Raw genomic sequence first — 16,216 nt, 5'->3', positions numbered from 1 at the left:
GGTGGAGCGCACGGAAGAATCAGAGCGCTTCAATGTTGCGCAGGTGATGGGTGTTGGCTGCGGACAAAGTATCGATCATAGACAGGTATTTATGAGAGTGAGAAGTATTCCCAATACTAATTTAGAGCGAGCCCGATACGCAAGGGGCGAACCGGGTCCTGTCATTCAGGAGAGTTGTGAGCTCAGACGCTCCAGGGCTTCGATGAAGGTGAGGATTGCCAGAGACCGCTGGTTTTGACAGTGCTCGTCGTCGATTTCACTGTCGGTGCTTTCTTCACGGGCGGCACATCCGGCAAGGTCAACGCCGCGACCACGGCGCACAAGGCCGAGGCGATGATGTTGATCCAGAAGAACGTGGACTGCCTCGGTTCTTAAGCTACGTTGAGTGCGGGAGCCGATTATCGTGGAAGAGTCCTGCGGCATCGTGATGGATGGCAATCATCGTTTGAATGCCGCACGGCAACTTGGACTCAAAAGACCACCCGGCACGTGTTTGACCCGGGACTGCCATCGATATCGGTGCCATTGGGCAGGTTGTATACCTGAAGGCTCGGCGGGCGAGGTGCAGCGACGGTCGAAAACCGCAGCTGCGCCTTGTTCCCTGTAGCGCTCACTGATTTCACGTGAGTAGTGCTGGAAAGGATCGAGAGGCCCACTGGGCCTCTCGATGCTTTTTCATTGGGCGGGGGCGTTGGGGATGAAGGCGACGCTGGCATCCGAGCGCGGATGCATCAGCCGCTCACCGTTGTCGGGTTGCGTGACGACGGCCTGATGGTCGACAGTCAGGTAGTTCAACGGCAGCTGATCGCCACGTTTGTAGTGCGCCACAATGATGGTGCGCTGCGGGTCCCACTGCTGACCGCTGGTCTTTTCCAGCCACGCCATGAACTGTGCGCTGTTGCCTTCACGAGGGAAGTCCTGGGTATCAGGCACGTAGTAGAACGGCGCACCGTCGTTTTGCAGGTAGATCGGGACTTTGTTGTCGACCTCGACCATCACCATCCGCCATTGATTCCACGGTGCGATCAGGCTGGCTTGAGCCTTGACGTCCTTGCCGAACTGCACGACGCCACCACCACCGTTGCTCCAGGGCACGATAATCCCGAGTATCAGCAATAGCAGGACGGTCGTGACGCCAAAGCCGATCTTCAGCCCGCGTCCTTCGACTTTGCCGGCAGCACGCCGTTGTTCCATGCGCCGGGTGACCCACCAGGCCGCCAGCAGTTGGGCAAATGGCACCAGTGGCAAGACGTAATAACTGCGTCGACTACCGCTGGCGGTGAAGAACAGGAACAGCAAGCCCAGACCCCAGATCAGCCAGCGGGCATTGGGTTCGAGCGTGCGCCAGTTGCGCGCCGCGACCCACAGCCCAAGCACCCAGAACGGTGCCCAGGGCAGGGTATAAACCGGCAAGTAAATCAGGTAGGTGTAAATCGGCCCGATGTGGTCGAACGGCTGGAAAAACCGCACCACGTTTTCCCGGAAGACCAGTCCCAGACCATTCTCGGCGGAGGTGGGTGCGCCGTAGATATTCGACAACACGAACGGTACTGCGTAGACCAGGCCGGCAACCAGCAGGGCGACGCACACGCGCAGGTTGAGGTGACGTTTCCAGCGGCCGTCTTGCAGCAGATGGGGCAGTAGCACCAGCCCCGGCAGGATGAAACCGATCAGGCCTTTGAACAGCGACGTCACGGACAGCAGCAGGAAGAACACGCAGTAGCGACTGAGTCGCGTGTCGTCCGGTCCGCGCCAATACCACCAGACTGCCGCCAGCACGCCGCACACGGTCAGAATGTCAGCCGTCGCGACCCGCGCCCAAAAGACGAAGTAGAAGGTGGTTGCCAGCATCCAGCCGGCGATCAGGCCGGTGCCTTTGCGAAACAGCTGCTCGCCGATCAGGTAGACCAGCCAGACACTCAGCCAGGCTGAAATCACCGACGTCAGGCGCAAGGACCAGTGGCCAAGGCCGCCGGTGAACCAGGTGGTGGCGGTAATCAGCCAGTAGGAGGGCAGTGGCTTGTCGTAATAGGAGCCGCCCATGAGGTACGGATCGAAGTAGTTACCGCTTTGCAGCATCTGCAACGTGATGTTTGCCCAACGGGTTTCCGGGCCCCAGAGTTCCCGTGTGCCCAGTCCCAATAACAGGAGAAGCGCTGAAACCCCAAGCAGGATCAGCAGCGCGCGTGTTTCCGTTTCCCGCGACTTCATGTGGTATTTCCCTAGGTCTCGACCGCCAGCCGCAGGATTGCTCCGTGCCTATGGACGCCGCGACCTGCGCGCCAGGGTCAGAAAATGCAAATCATCTACTTGCCGGGTGACGATATGGATATCGTCACCCGGCAATCCAGCGCATCAGGAATCTTCAGGGCAGTTTCGGGAAAATCAGGATCTCCAGTTCGCCCCGCTTGTAGTGCTTGCCATCGATCGGCAGCAGCAAGACTTCCTGCTCTTCCAGGGCGTTTTTCACCCGCATGACCACGCCCACCGAACCCTTTTTACGGGCTTCGGTCATCCACTGCTGGACACCGTTCATATCAATTTTGCGGTGTTCCGCCTCTGGGTAAGCCGCGCCATACTGCAGTTCGCCGACAGTGTTGTACAGGTCGACTTGCGGGCGTTTCAGGCGCCAGGACAATGCCGAGGCCGCGCCCAGATCGTTACTCAACAGCGACGTGGTCTCGCTCAACTCCTGAACATGCTCGGCGATGAACTGGTCAGGCATTTTGCTGTTGACGATTGTGCTTGGCATCGCGGCAGGCAACAAGGCGACCAGTAGCCAGATCCCCAGCGCCGGGGTGGCCCAATAGACCAGCGGCCGAAGGGCTTGCAGGGCGTTGGCAATGATCCAGCCGGCCAGCACGATGAAGCCCAGCGACATAGGGAACATTTCGGTGTTATCGAAGATCTGCCTGGTGATCTGCAGATAGATCAGGACAATCAGGGCAATCGTCGCGATCGCCGCGTTGAGCAAACCGTTGATGCGAATCGACCGGCCACGGGCCTCGTTCACCAGATCGATCAAGGTATTGGCCATCAGCAAGGCCAGCGGCAACAGGCACGGCATGATGTAGGTTGGCAGCTTGCCCTTGCTCAGGCTGAAAAATACCAACGGCAGGAGCATCCACAGCAGCAGGAAGCCGGTGCTGTTCTGAGTCTTGTTTTTCCAGGCCTGGGCCAGCGTCGAGGGCAGCAGGGCCGCCCACGGCAGGCTCGAAACCACCATGATCGGCAGGAAGAACCACCACGGCCGGGTGTGTTGGGCATCTTCGGCGGCGAACCGGCGAATGTGCTCGTGCCAGAAGAAGAACCGCCAGAAATCGGGTTCCTCGTTATGGATCGCCAGTACCCACGGCAGGCTGATAACTATGGCGACAACCATCGCTACCGGGCCATAGCGCAGCAACTCACTAAAGCGCTTTTGCCAGATCATGTAAGGCACGGCAATCAACACCGGCAACAGCCAGGCGAGAAAGCCCTTGGTCAGGAAACCCATGCCACAGGCGAGGCCGAGCAAGGCCCAGGCACCGAGTTTGCCGCGTGGGGTTTGGTTATCCAGGGCAAACCACAGGGCAACCAGGCTCAGGTTGACCCAGAAGGTGAATTGCGGATCGAGGTTGGAGTAGCCAGCCTGACCTGCGATCAGGCCGAAGCTCATGTAGAGCAGGGCTGCAGCAAAGCTCTTGCGCGGATCGTTCCACATCCGACGGGCGATCAGATAAGCCAGCCATACACTCAGCCCGGTGCTGAGCGCCGAGGCAATGCGCACGCCAAACAGGTTCTCGCCAAAGATCGCCTGACCGATGGCGATCATCCAGTAACCGGCAATGGGTTTCTCGAAGTAGCGAAAGCCCATGAAGTGCGGGGACACCCAGTCACCGCTCAGCAACATCTCCTGGCTGATCTGCGCGTAACGGGGTTCGTCAGGGATCCATAACCCGTGGCCCATCATCGGCAACAGGTAGAACAGGCCGAAGGCCAACAACAGGAAGGGTAAAGCCCAGCGCTTGATCATTTGACTCGTGCTCCCTGCGACTTCATGCGACGGTTCGGATTGCTGCGTGGGCAATCAGTAAAGTGATGCGTGACGAGTATGATTTTTCGCTTCATGAGGCGGCCTTGATACCGGAAGACATTGCTCGGTTTTTAGTGTTTTGGTTATGACGTTCGGTGCCGTGCAGACCTGCTTCAACAGAGGCTCACGCAGGGACGCGGGCACGTATTGCTCAGCAAAAGAAAAAATCCTGGGCCTCCTGGCAACGGACTGAACGGGTGTAGGAAGGGTAACCCGCTGTAGGCGGGTACCGCATGCTACAAGTGGAATCACGAGTCTTCCATTCAGGATTGTCCCCCCGGCAGGCATTCAAGCCCCAAACCCAAGGATTTCCAGTAACACGCTGAAAAAAATAAAGTTATTCAACTTGTTTCAAGCGCACACAAACGCTGACGAACTGCCGTAGTTAGCACTTTTTGAGCTGGTTAACCGCGTCTGTGTGCGCTGACGGCTAGCACTATTTGCTGGCGAATCGTTTATCCAGCACGGCTGGCCAGTCCTGAGAGTTCACAATGCCGAGGATTTTCAACTGCCCATCAGCGGTAACCGAGACGAACAGGGCGCTGGTGTACTCACTGGTGGGGGCATGCTTGAAGCCGGTTTGCTTCTCGAAGTCACTGATGCAGCCGCTGTGGGTGACCAGGACCAGGTTGCGATGCGCGGTTTTGTGTGCGACGACATCGTCACGCATGGCCTTGCCGCACTGGGCGAGCCATTCCTGATGCGTCGCCTCTTTACCAAACATGTATTGCGCGGTTTGCATCGTACGGGTCGCCGGGCTGCTGAACACATCGGCATGGTCCATGCCCAGAGCGTTGAACCCCTTGCCCACATCTGTCGATGCCGCACTGCCTACCTGGGTAATGCCATCGGCTGGGCCCAGGCAAGGATTTTTCGACTGATCGCAACGTTCGGCATGTCGAACCAGCACGACCACGTCACCAGCCTGCCAGTGTTCGAATACACCAGCCGTTGCCATGTGATTCCCTTCCGCCAGCATCGCAGGAGAGCGGGGCCACAAGACGAAACCGGTGACCAGTGCTGCCACGACCACTGCCGACACTGCGAGGGTCACTTTCATGAAGCGGTTTTTGATCGCCCGTTTAGGCGAGTCCTTGGGCATTGCAGAATTAACCACGCCTTTCACCTGTAAATAGTATTGGGACGAAGAAGTTCGACACCGTTCAAGCAGGCAGCTTAGTCAGTACATAAGAAACGCGAGCATTGAAGGTCGAATTGTGTCGGCCAATTTAGGGGCAGGCAGGTGGGGGATAAGTGAAACGAATGTGAAAATTTTGCTGGGACTCTTAACCTTCCCTTAATCAAGGCTAATTAGTTGATTTTAGATGCATTGCCAGCCATGGGCGCCGCCTCGCCGGGACCGCGAGTCTGGTCGTCGGGGAGGCGGTAAGTGCCCGCTCAGGCGCACCTGTTTCAAATTGCTTCGTGGGGCGGTTTCCCCAGCAGATCGATTCGGCAACCCGGTGCCGCGTCGTAAACCGCCAGTTTCATGTCGTGTAATCGCGCCACCGCCGAAACCATGCTCAAACCCAATCCGTTGCCGGGTGTGTGGCGGCTCAGTTCTGAACGGTAGAGCCGGCGAAATACCGCCTCGCGCTCGGCTTCCGGAATGCCCGGACCATTGTCGGTTACCCGAATACCGACACCTGCTTCATCGGCAATAACCCTGAGATTGACACTGCTATGGTCGGGAGAGAACTTGATCGCGTTATCCAACAGATTGCAGCACGCATCGAACAGCAATTGGGCATCACCGGCGATCAGCGCGGACTCCGTACTGGCATGGAACGCCAGGCTGATGCCGCGCTCCTCGGCCAACGGCTCATAGAGCTCACAGGCATCGGCACCAATCAGGTTCAGATCGATCGGCGCAAAGTGGCTGCGTCGCGCACTGTCTTCAATCTCCGAAATGCGCAGCAAGGCACGGAACGTCATCAGCAAGCCCTTGGCCTCGGCCAGCGCCGAGTCAATGCTGGCGGCGTATTCGTCCTCGCGCAGACCTCGGCGCTGTGCGCGCTCAAGGCCCGCGATCAGCCGGGTCAAGGGCGTGCGAAGGTCGTGGGCGATGTCGTCGCAAACTCCCTTGACCTCGCTCATCAACCGTTCCAGCTCATCCAGCATGCTATTGACGACGTGGGCGAGGCGGTCGATGTCATCGTTGTTGCCCAGCGTTGGCAAACGGCCACTCAAGTCGCCTTCGATAATGCCTTTGATCGAATCGCTCAACCTGTCGAGCCGGCGCCGCGCCGAGTAGCCCAGGCCGATCGCACCTAGCAGGCCGACCACCAACAGCAGGACCCCGCCGGAAATCAGTGCATGGACAAGAAGTTCGTCGAACTCGCGGATATCGTGCATATCCTGGGCGACCAGCAGCGTTTTGCCGTCTTCCAGTTTATGGGCGATAAACCGCACGGGACGGGAGCGATCGTTGCTTTTTTGCCAGTCGAACTCGGTGGGTCGATCATATTTTTTGAACGCTGGCAGTTGATGAATGGCGCCGACAATGTACTGGTTGTTTTCATCGAACAAACTATGGGGCAGGCGACCTTCCGTGTCCGAAATGGCGTGCTTGCGGATTTCCTCTTCCCGCAGTTGCGGGGTTTGCTGGCTGCGACTTTCTACCTGACGATAGAGCGCAGTGTCGGCTTCGGTCTTCAGGTAAAACGCAGTCTGCCAGTAGATGTAACCAAACAGCGCCAGAAACGAGCAACCGAACAGCCCCAGAAACATCAGACCCGTGCGAAAACTGATGGTGCGCGGAATCTCACTCAGGTGAACGGAGAACATAGCCGGCCCCCCGAATGGTGTGGATCATCTGCGCTTCGCCTTCGGCGTCGATCTTGCGACGCAGGCGACCGATATGCACTTCGATGACATTGGTGCGCTCGTCATAGCTGTAATTCCATACGGCTTCAAACAACATGGTGCGCGTGACCACCTGTTCGGCGTTGCGCATCAGGTGCTCCAGCAGTGCGTATTCACGGGGAACCAGCTCGATGGTTCGATCGCCACGGCGCACACTGCGCCGTAACAGGTCGACGTGCAGGTTGCCGACGCGCAACTGATTGTCCGGTTCGCGGGTAGTGGGTTCGGCACGGCGACGGCTCAAGGCGTCCAGCCGCGCGGTGAGTTCGATAAACTCGAAAGGCTTGGTCAGGTAGTCATCGCCACCGGCGCGCAAGCCTCGGACACGTTCATCCAGCGCACTCAGGGCACTGAGGATCAACACCGGCGTGCTCACGCTCGCCGCCCGCAAGGCGGTCAACACGCCCAGCCCATCGATGCCGCCGGGCAGCATCCGGTCGAGGACGATCAGGTCGAAGGGCTCGCTCAGGGCTTTGAGCAAACCATCACGGCCGTTGTTCACGCAGGTGACCGTAAAGCCGTGGTCCTGCAGAGCTGCTTCAATTTCGCGAGCGGTGGAGTTGTCGTCTTCGACGACCAGAACGTGGGTCATGGGAGTTGAACCGGCCACTTGAACGAGTGAGAGATGGCATAGTGTGTCAAATCCAGGCAGACGCCAACGTCGCCGCCAGATAAATAAAAGTTTAGTTTTTTGTTAAGAGAGGAAGCTCCTTGCGCATTCTAGTCGTTGAAGACGATGCCCAGACCGCTACCTACCTGTTGCGTGGGCTGACGGAAAGCGGGCATGTAGTGGACGTCGCCGAAGAAGGCAACGATGGCCTGGCCATGGCCCTGGAAGACATTCATGACGCATTGATTGTCGACCGGCGCTTGCCGGGGCTCGACGGCATCGCGCTGGTGCGGGCAATACGCAGTCGCGGCTTGCGCATTCCGGTGTTGATGCTGAGTGCTCAGTCGACCACTGCGCAAAAAGTCGAAGGCCTGCAAGCCGGTTGCGACGATTACCTGGCCAAACCCTATGCCTTCGCCGAAGTACTGGCGCGCCTCGAGGCCTTGTTGCGCGGCGCCGATCAACCAAGCGCTACCGGGCGCAAGCTGGAAGTCGGCGAGCTCGAACTCGACTGCGCGACGCGGACGGCGGTGCGTCAGGGGCGCAGCATTGTCTTGCAACAGCGTGAAGCGCTACTGCTTGAGAAGCTCATGCGCCACAGCGGCCAGGTGGTGACCCGCGACATGCTGCTCGACAGTGCCTGGGATTACGCTTTCGACCCCAATGACAATGTCATCGACAAACATATCCATCGGTTGCGGCGCAAACTCGACGAGGGTTTCGAGTACTCGCTGATCAAAACCATTCCGGGTGCGGGCTACAGCTTTCAGGGCGGTGGTCCCGAGCCTGATTAAACAAAAGTTTACCTACAGGCGAACGCTCTGCTAGGCGCTGTTGGCTATCTTCGGCTGATTCGTGGACTTGCTCCACAAACGTTTCAGCCGGAGATCGCGTGCCAATGTCAGTTGCAACCTCACCGAGGCGTAACTTCTTATCAATATCGGTGCTGCTGGGCGTATTGATGCTCGGCGGTTGCTCGATGGTGCCCACTTACCACCAGCCGGACATGCCGCTGGCGGCAAACTGGAACGGCGCCGAGCAAACGTCCGCCGCTCGAGGAGGGCAGTGGTGGAGCGAATTCCACAGCGCTGAACTGAATGACCTGATCGCCCGCGGCCTCTCGGCCAACTATACCCTTAAAGCCGCAGCCAGCCGCATCGAAGAAGCCCGCGCTTCGGCTCAGGTCGTCGGCGCCGGGCAATATCCGACGCTGGCGCTGGGTGGCAACGTTCAGCGTCAGAACAACTACGGCACCACCAAAAAAAGCAGCATGTTCGCCCAAGCGACCTACGAGCTGGACTTCTGGGGCAAACAGCGCGCCGCCGCCGATTCCGCCGATGCGTTGGCCAATGCCAGTGTGTTCGATGCGCAAACCCTGCGCATGAGCCTGGGGGCGAGCATTGCCGACAGCTACTTCCAGGTCTTGTCACTGGAAGAACGGCTGCGCCTGGCCCAGTCGATTGCCGATGACGCCAAGCAAGTACTCGATCTGGTCGAGGTCCAGGCCAGCCAGGGCGCGGTGTCCAATCTTGAAGTCGCGCAGCAACGCAACGCCCTGCAAACCTTCCAGGCCGCAATGCCACCGTTACGTCAGCAGCGTGATCTGGCGCTTTACCAATTGGCGGTACTGGTGGGCGAGACGCCGCAAGGTTTCCACCTGCAAAGCTCCGGTCTTGATGGCTTGCAGGTGCCGCGTCCGTCCGCTGGCTTGCCTATCGGCCTGCTGCGTCAGCGGCCCGATGTGCAATCAGCTGAAGCGCGACTGGTCTCGGCCAACTTCGATGTCGGGGTCGCCCGCGCGGCGTTCTTGCCGAATCTGTCGCTGGACCTGATCGGCGGTATCGACACGATTGCCGGCGGTAATATCTGGAGCGTCGTCGGCACATTGGCCCAACCGGTATTTACCGGTGGCCAGCTCAGCGGCCAATTGCACGTTGATCAGGCCCACGTGCAGGAACTGACCGCCAGTTACCGTGAATCGGTGATCGAGGCGCTGCAAGATGTTGAAACCCAACTGAGCGCCACCCGCGAACTGGACAAAAGCTATGCCTTGAATCAGGCCGCGGTGGACTCCGCCCGCGAGGCCGCCAGGTTGGCGCAGGTTCGTTATCGGCTGGGCTCCACCGACTTTCAGACCTTGCTGATCGTCGAGCGCACCCAGTATCAGGCCGAAGACACGCTGTTGCAGGTGCGCCTGCAACACCTGCAGGCCGCCGTCGGTTTGTTTCGGGCGCTGGGCGGTGATTTCACGCCCGACACCCTCGCTTCCCTTTCTCCTTCCCAGGCGTCTCACCCATGAATGCTAAGCCACGCGTTGCGAACCCTCGCCATCGAGCACTTTCCTGGGCGCTGCTGATCCTCCTGTTGGGCGCCGGCGTCGGCGGCTTTCAGTGGATCAAACGGGCCCAGGCCGCGCCCACTAAAGCCGAAGCCACGGCCGTGCCGGTGCAACTGACGCAAGTCAGCCAGCAGGACTTGCCGATCTGGCTCAGTGCAATCGGCAACGTCCAGCCGCTCAACAGCGTCAATGTGCGGGTTCGGGTGGATGGTGAGTTGCAGAAAGTCCTGTTCAAGGAAGGCCAGACGGTGAACGCCGGCAGTCTGTTGGCGGTGATCGATCCACGGGTCTATCAGGCTCAAGTGGCACAGGCGCAAGCGCTGGTGGCCAAGGATCAGGCTCAGTTGGCCAACCTGCGGGTCAATCTCGACCGCGCCAGCAAACTGGCAGTCGCCAAAGCCGGCCCAACCCAGGACGTCGACACCTATCGCGCCCAACTGGCAGCGCAACAGGCCACGGTGCAGGCTGACCAGGCGGCACTGGATAACGCGCGCCTGCAACTGGAGTTCACTCAGGTGAAGGCGCCGCTGACCGGGCGCACCGGTCAGCGCTTGCTGGATGTTGGCGCCATCGCTCATGGCGCGGAAGCCACGGGCCTGGTGACGATTACCCAGATGAACCCGATCTCGGTGGCCTTCGCTGTCTCGCAGGATGAACTCCCGCAGATTCTCGAAGAAAACGCCAAGAACGCCTTGCAAGTGGTCGCCATGACCCGCGACGGCCATCAGGAAATCGCTCGTGGCCGTTTGAGCTTCATCGACAGCCAGGTCGCTGCGGCCAGCGGTCAGATCCAGTTGAAGGCCGAGTTCGACAACAGTGCCAACCAGTTGTGGCCCGGCGAGTTGGTCAGCGCACGCTTGCTGGTCAGCACCCGTCAGGACGTCACGGTAGTGCCGGCCAATGCGGTGCAGTTCGGTCGTCAAGGCAACTTCGTCTATGTGGTGGGTGCCGATCAACGAGTGCAGCCGCGTCAGGTCGATGCAGCCGCCGTGGTCGATGGCAAACAGTGGATTCGTCAGGGGCTGGCGGCCGGAGAAACGGTGGTGGTGCAGGGCCAGTCACGCATCGCGCCAGGGGTAAAAGTCGCACCGATCAAGGCTGACGAAGCGGCTGCGCTGGCTGCTGCCACGCCGGTGGAGAGTGCACGATGAACGGACTCGCCGGACTGATTCAACGACGCGTCGGCCTGAGCCTGTTGGCACTTGGGGTCATGCTGCTCGGGGCTTTTGCTTACTTTCAATTGCCGGTGGCACCCCTGCCCACGGTTGATTTTCCGACCATTCAGGTCACCGCCAAACTCTCCGGGGCCAGCGCCGAGACCATGGCTTCATCGGTCGCGACGCCACTCGAAAGAGCGTTTGCTGCCGTTCCGCAAGTCACCTCGATGACCTCATCGAGCGCGGCCGGCAAGACTCAGGTGGTCTTGCAATTCGACCTGTCACGGAACATCGACGGTGCCGCCCAGGACGTGCAGACCGCGATCAACACCGCCACCCCGAACCTGCCGAAGACCATGACCAGCACCCCGACCTTCAACAAGGTCAACCCGGCGGAAGGTACGGTGTTGTCGCTGGCCGTGACGTCGCCGACACGCACGCTGCCGGAACTCGACCGTTATGCGGACAACTACATTGCTCAGCGTTTGTCGCAGATGCCCGGCGTCGGCCTGGTGGATTTCCATGGTGAACAAAAACCGGCGGTACGTATTCAGATCGACCCGGATGCGTTGGCCGCACGTGGCCTGAGCCTTGAAGACGTGCGCAGCGTGATCGGCGTCAGCACCGTGGATCAGCCTAAAGGCTCCCTTGACGGGCAGACCCGTTCCGTCACCCTCGGCGCGACCGACCAGATGCTCGACCCGCAGCATTACCGGGATCAGGTGATTGCCTATAAAAACGGTATGCCGATCAAACTCGGTGATCTCGGCCGGGTGATTGCCGGTGCCGAAGATACCCAACAAGCGGCACAGTTGGGCAGTGAGCCGACGGTGATCGTCGACATTCACAAGCAACCCGGGTTCAACCTGCTGTCGACCATCGCCACGATCAAGGCGAAGTTGCCCGAACTGACCGCTTCATTGCCGCGTGATGTGCAGGTCCAGGTGGTGGGCGACCGCACCCAGACCATCGAAGCCTCGGTCAATGACATGCAATTCACCTTGCTGCTGTCGATTGCCCTGGTGGTCGTGGTGATCTTCGTGTTCCTGCGCAAGGCCACCGCCACCCTGATTCCCAGCCTGACCATTCCGCTGTCGCTGGTGTCGACCTTCGGTGTCATGTATTTGCTCGGCTACAGTCTCGACAACCTGTCGATCATGGGCCTGGCGATTGCCGTCGGTTTTGTGGTGGACGATGCCATCGTGGTGATGGAAAACATCGTGCGCCATCTGGAAATGGGCAAATCACGCCTGCAATCGGCGGTCGATGGCTTGCGCGAAGTGGCGTTCACCATTGTCTCGATGACGGTGTCGCTGATCGCGGTGTTCTTGCCGATCCTGTTGATGTCGGGGATCGTCGGGCGCCTGATGCGCGAGTTCGCGGTCACGGTCAGCGTGGCGATCATCATGTCGTGCATCGTCTCGCTGACGATCACCCCGATGCTTTGTGCCTGGCTGCTTAAACCGCATGCCGAAAGCGAGGAGGGGCGTTTCGCCCAAGCCTGCGAGCGGGCGTTCACTGGCTTGCACAATGGCTATCGCCGCAGCCTCGACTGGGTACTCGACCATCAACGCCTGACCCTCGGCGTGGCACTGGCGACGTTGCTGGCGACGGCGATGTTGTACGTGAGCATTCCCAAGGGCTTCTTCCCGCAGCAGGATAACGGCCTGATCCAGGGCGTGGCCGAAGCCGCTGCCGATATCTCGCCGATGGCTATGCGTGAGCAGGTCAACCGTGTCGCCGAAGTCGTCGGGCAGGACCCGGCGGTGGCCAAGGTGTATTTCTGGATCGGTCCGAACCCGACGGTCAGCCAGGGCAAGGTGATGATCAACCTCAAACCGTTCAGCGAGCGCACCGACAGTGCCCGCGAGGTGATCAGCCGCTTGCAGCCGGCCCTCGATCAGCTGTCCGGGGTCAAGGTTTACCTGCAGGCTAACCAGGACATCCAGATCGGTGGCCGCGCCAGTAAAACCCAGTATCAGTACACCCTTCAGGACCCGGACAGCGCAGAACTGGATCACTGGAGCGGGGTGTTGCTGGAAAAACTCAAGACTTTGCCGCAACTGCAACACGTGACCTCTGACCAGCAGCAGGCAATCCCACAGGCAACGCTGGTCATCGACCGGGCCACGGCGGCGCGTATGGGCGTGACGGTGCAGGCCATCGACGACGTACTGTACGACGCCTTCGGGCAGCGTCAGGTGGCGACGATGTTCACCCAACTCGACCAGAACCATGTGGTGCTCGAACTGGACCCGCACTGGCAGACGTCCACCACCACGCTGGAACATTTATACGTGCGCGCAAGCTCGGGAACCCTGGTGCCACTGAATCTGTTGGCGAGCATCAAGACCGAGCAGGTGCCCATCATCATCAACCACCAAGGGGTATTTCCGGCCATTACCCTGTCGTTTGACCTGGCGCCCGGCCAAGCCTTGAGCGATGCGGTCAGTGCGATCAATCAGGCGTCCCTGGCAGTGGCGATGCCCGACTCTGTCGTCGGCAGTTTCCAGGGCACCGCCCAGGCGTTCCAGGACTCGTTGAAGTCCCAGCCGTGGCTGATTCTGGCGGCGATTCTGACCGTCTACATCGTGCTGGGCGTGCTCTACGAGAACGCGATTCACCCGTTGACGATCATCTCGACCCTGCCGTCCGCCGGGTTCGGAGCGCTGCTGGCACTGATGCTGTGTGGACAGGACCTGTCGGTACTTGGGATGATCGGCATTATTCTGCTGATCGGTATCGTCAAGAAGAACGCGATCATGATCGTTGACTTCACGCTGTCGGCCCAGCAACGTGGCCTGTCCGCCAGAGACGCCGTGCGTGAAGGGTGCCTGTTGCGGCTGCGGCCGATCCTGATGACGTCACTGGCGGCGTTGCTCGGTGCGGTGCCCCTGGCGTTCGGTCACGGTGCCGGCTCGGAGCTTCGCCAACCGCTGGGTATCGCCATCGTCGGTGGCCTGGCGGTCTCGCAGATCCTGACTTTGTACACCACACCGGTCGTCTACCTTTGGTTTGAGCGTCGGCGTCGCAGCCAAAAACTCGTCGCGCAAGACATCAAGGTGTGAAGCCGGCATTCGAACACTGGAAAGACATGGACTCCAAACAGAGCCTGACAAAACGGATTGTGATTGTTTTCGCACTGATGACTGCGTTTGTCGCGGGGGTCTTTGCGGTCGGCATTGTCGTGACCGTGCACGTCGTTGAAGGAAAGCTCACCACGACCAGTCTGAGCGGTGGGCTGCAACGTTTGCTGCTGATGGACAACACCGCTGACTGGACCCATCGACCGGAGAAAGACGAGCTGTTTTTCTTTGAGGGCGGGCTGGGCGAAATGACCCCCGACAAACAGCTCAAGGCGCTGCATCCGGGCTTTCAGGAAATTGTCTATGACGGCGAGGACTACTACGCCATGGTGCGGGTAGTCGACGGTCGACAATACATCCTGCTGAAAGATCAGCGAAGCCACGAACAACGCGAACGGGTGTTGTACGCGGTGGTCATTGTCGGGTTCGTGTTGAGCATCCTGCTGGCGATTCTGTTGGGTTGGCTGCTGGCTCGACGCGTCATGGCACCAGTGATTCGTCTGGCGCGCCAGGTGCGTCATCGCGACCAGTTGCTGGAACTCGCACCACCACTGGCGCCCGAGTATGCCGTCGACGAGGTCGGCGAACTGGCGATTTCCTTCGATCAAACCCTGGGGCGACTGCGCGCGGCGCTGGGCCGGGAAAAACTCTTCACCAGCGATGTAAGCCACGAGTTGCGAACCCCGCTGATGGTGCTCGCCAGTTCGTGTGAGCTGTTGCTGAGCAATCGTGCCCTGGATCCGCGCTCCATGGCTCAGGTCAGCCGTATTGCCAGGGCCAGCGATGAAATGCGGCAACTGGTCGACACGTTCCTGATGCTGGCGCGTGACCGGGACAGCGAGTCCGGCAACGGTGTCAACGCGTCCTTGAAAGAGGTCGCCGACAGCCTGGCGGAAATTTGGGGCCGGCTGATCCGGGAAAAAGGCCTGGAGTTCATCTACGTTAACGAGCAGGCCTCAAACACCCACTACAACCTGACGTTCCTGCAATCGGTGATGGGCAACCTGCTGCGCAACGCCTGGCACTACACTGATCATGGCTTCATTCGCTTGACCCTGCGTGACCACGGCTTCAGCGTGGAAGACAGCGGGATCGGCATCCCGGAGGAAAAACGCCACGCAATGTTCCAACCCTTTGTCAGAGGCGACGAACACCGGGGCGAAGGGCTGGGCCTGGGACTGTCGTTGGTTCAGCGGATCTGCACCAACCAGAACTGGCGAGTGGAACTCACCACCTGCGAACCCCACGGCTGCCATTTTGCCGTGGACCTGACAGAGCGTCAGGAGCAGGTCCTGCTCTGAGGGATGCGGTGCAGCACCGCATTTCAATTTATGTCCGTTGGTCGGTTTACCTGACAGGCCTGTCGATTTGAGCTTCAGTGGATCGACTACTTGGTAAACCGATGATGCAATTCAACGAGGAGAGTGATCATGTCCTATGTCGATGGTTTCATTGCTGCCGTACCTACCACCAACCGCGATAAATTCAAGCAACACGCCGAGTTCATGGCCGCCATTTTCAAAGAAAACGGCGCACTGAGCGTCACCGAATGCTGGGGGGACGACGTGCCCGAAGGCAAGGTGACCTCGTTTCCGATGGCGGTGAAACTCAAGGAAGGCGAGACCGTGGTTTTCTCGTGGATCGTCTGGCCGGATCGCAAAACACGCGACGCCGGCATGCAACAGTTCATGGCCGACCCTCGAGTCCGCTCGGAGGGCAACTCAATGCCCTTCGATGGTCAGCGGATGATCTTCGGCGGCTTCGAGACGATCGTAAACGTGTGAGGTTCGCGTGATCCCAGAGTGGGGCGAGCAAGGCCGCCGCCCCATTCCTATTCCTGAACGGTGATCCTGCAGCTCTTGCGATTGTGGATCTGCTGATCCGTCGGCCGCTCTTTGACAAACTCAAAGCGCGGTTCACCCTCGCTGTACGTGACCAGCCAACCCCACTCCAACTCGGACTCATCTTGCCCAGGCTTGGGCGGCGCAGCCCACCATGGCTCTTTGCTGACAATCTGGCGCATACCCCCTCCACGTGGTTTGGGTCCCTTCAACTATAACGTGGATAGCCTGGGGTGCCAGATTG

The 16,216-nt window shown here is 59.6% G+C and carries 12 protein-coding genes and 1 pseudogene; 6 read left to right on the top strand and 7 right to left on the bottom strand.

The window, feature by feature from the left end; genetic code table 11:
• Window positions 1–206: 206 nt before the first annotated feature.
• The 6 genes and pseudogenes from AC1RKH_RS04470 to AC1RKH_RS04445 all read right to left on the bottom strand — a co-directional run.
• A pseudogene (locus AC1RKH_RS04470) lies at window positions 207–359 on the bottom strand (MFS transporter); the annotation flags it as partial.
• A gap of 316 nt (window positions 360–675) precedes the next feature.
• The gene (locus tag AC1RKH_RS04465; protein ID WP_493061288.1) at window positions 676–2,211 is read right to left on the bottom strand and encodes an ArnT family glycosyltransferase; all 1,536 of its coding nucleotides are present in this window, start codon (window positions 2,209–2,211) and stop codon (window positions 676–678) included.
• A gap of 154 nt (window positions 2,212–2,365) precedes the next feature.
• A complete protein-coding gene (gene arnT / locus AC1RKH_RS04460; RefSeq protein WP_493061287.1) occupies window positions 2,366–4,015 on the bottom strand; it encodes a lipid IV(A) 4-amino-4-deoxy-L-arabinosyltransferase in 1,650 nt (549 codons plus the stop codon).
• Between the two features lie 496 nt (window positions 4,016–4,511).
• On the bottom strand, window positions 4,512–5,192 hold the full coding sequence (gene pmrG, locus AC1RKH_RS04455) for a lipopolysaccharide core heptose(II)-phosphate phosphatase PmrG (protein WP_493061286.1): 681 nt from the start codon (window positions 5,190–5,192) through the stop codon (window positions 4,512–4,514).
• A gap of 296 nt (window positions 5,193–5,488) precedes the next feature.
• Window positions 5,489–6,862, bottom strand: a complete 1,374-nt coding sequence (locus AC1RKH_RS04450) for a sensor histidine kinase (RefSeq protein ID WP_493061285.1) — start codon at window positions 6,860–6,862, stop codon at window positions 5,489–5,491.
• Window positions 6,840–7,532: a response regulator transcription factor gene (locus AC1RKH_RS04445; protein ID WP_123424682.1), complete on the bottom strand. Its 693-nt coding sequence runs from the start codon at window positions 7,530–7,532 to the stop codon at window positions 6,840–6,842. Before AC1RKH_RS04445 ends, AC1RKH_RS04450 begins: the two co-directional genes overlap by 23 nt.
• A 119-nt stretch (window positions 7,533–7,651) precedes the next feature.
• Here AC1RKH_RS04445 and AC1RKH_RS04440 point away from each other — a divergent pair, with 119 nt between their 5' ends.
• From AC1RKH_RS04440 to AC1RKH_RS04415, 6 genes are all read left to right on the top strand, one after another.
• Window positions 7,652–8,344: a response regulator transcription factor gene (locus AC1RKH_RS04440; RefSeq protein WP_493061284.1), complete on the top strand. Its 693-nt coding sequence runs from the start codon at window positions 7,652–7,654 to the stop codon at window positions 8,342–8,344.
• 104 nt (window positions 8,345–8,448) lie between these two features.
• Entirely contained in the window at window positions 8,449–9,849 is a 1,401-nt protein-coding gene (locus tag AC1RKH_RS04435) for an efflux transporter outer membrane subunit (protein ID WP_493061283.1), read from the top strand.
• Window positions 9,846–11,039: an efflux RND transporter periplasmic adaptor subunit gene (locus AC1RKH_RS04430; RefSeq protein ID WP_493061282.1), complete on the top strand. Its 1,194-nt coding sequence runs from the start codon at window positions 9,846–9,848 to the stop codon at window positions 11,037–11,039. Before AC1RKH_RS04435 ends, AC1RKH_RS04430 begins: the two co-directional genes overlap by 4 nt.
• A complete protein-coding gene (locus AC1RKH_RS04425; protein WP_493061281.1) occupies window positions 11,036–14,113 on the top strand; it encodes an efflux RND transporter permease subunit in 3,078 nt (1,025 codons plus the stop codon). The genes AC1RKH_RS04430 and AC1RKH_RS04425 overlap by 4 nt, the downstream gene beginning before the upstream one ends.
• A 26-nt stretch (window positions 14,114–14,139) precedes the next feature.
• Entirely contained in the window at window positions 14,140–15,432 is a 1,293-nt protein-coding gene (locus tag AC1RKH_RS04420) for a sensor histidine kinase (RefSeq protein ID WP_493061385.1), read from the top strand.
• A 129-nt stretch (window positions 15,433–15,561) separates the two neighbouring features.
• Window positions 15,562–15,915 (top strand): DUF1428 domain-containing protein, encoded by a 354-nt coding sequence (locus tag AC1RKH_RS04415; RefSeq protein WP_123424677.1) that lies wholly within the window; start codon window positions 15,562–15,564, stop codon window positions 15,913–15,915.
• A 47-nt stretch (window positions 15,916–15,962) separates the two neighbouring features.
• Here AC1RKH_RS04415 and AC1RKH_RS04410 read toward each other — a convergent pair whose 3' ends face one another.
• A complete protein-coding gene (locus tag AC1RKH_RS04410; protein WP_493061280.1) occupies window positions 15,963–16,154 on the bottom strand; it encodes a hypothetical protein in 192 nt (63 codons plus the stop codon).
• Window positions 16,155–16,216 lie beyond the last annotated feature (62 nt).

The sequence above is a fragment of the Pseudomonas sp. GW822-FHT06B12 genome, assembly GCF_058799675.1.
Note: the sequence above shows the minus strand (reverse complement) of the source record. Positions and strands in the feature narration are given on the sequence as shown.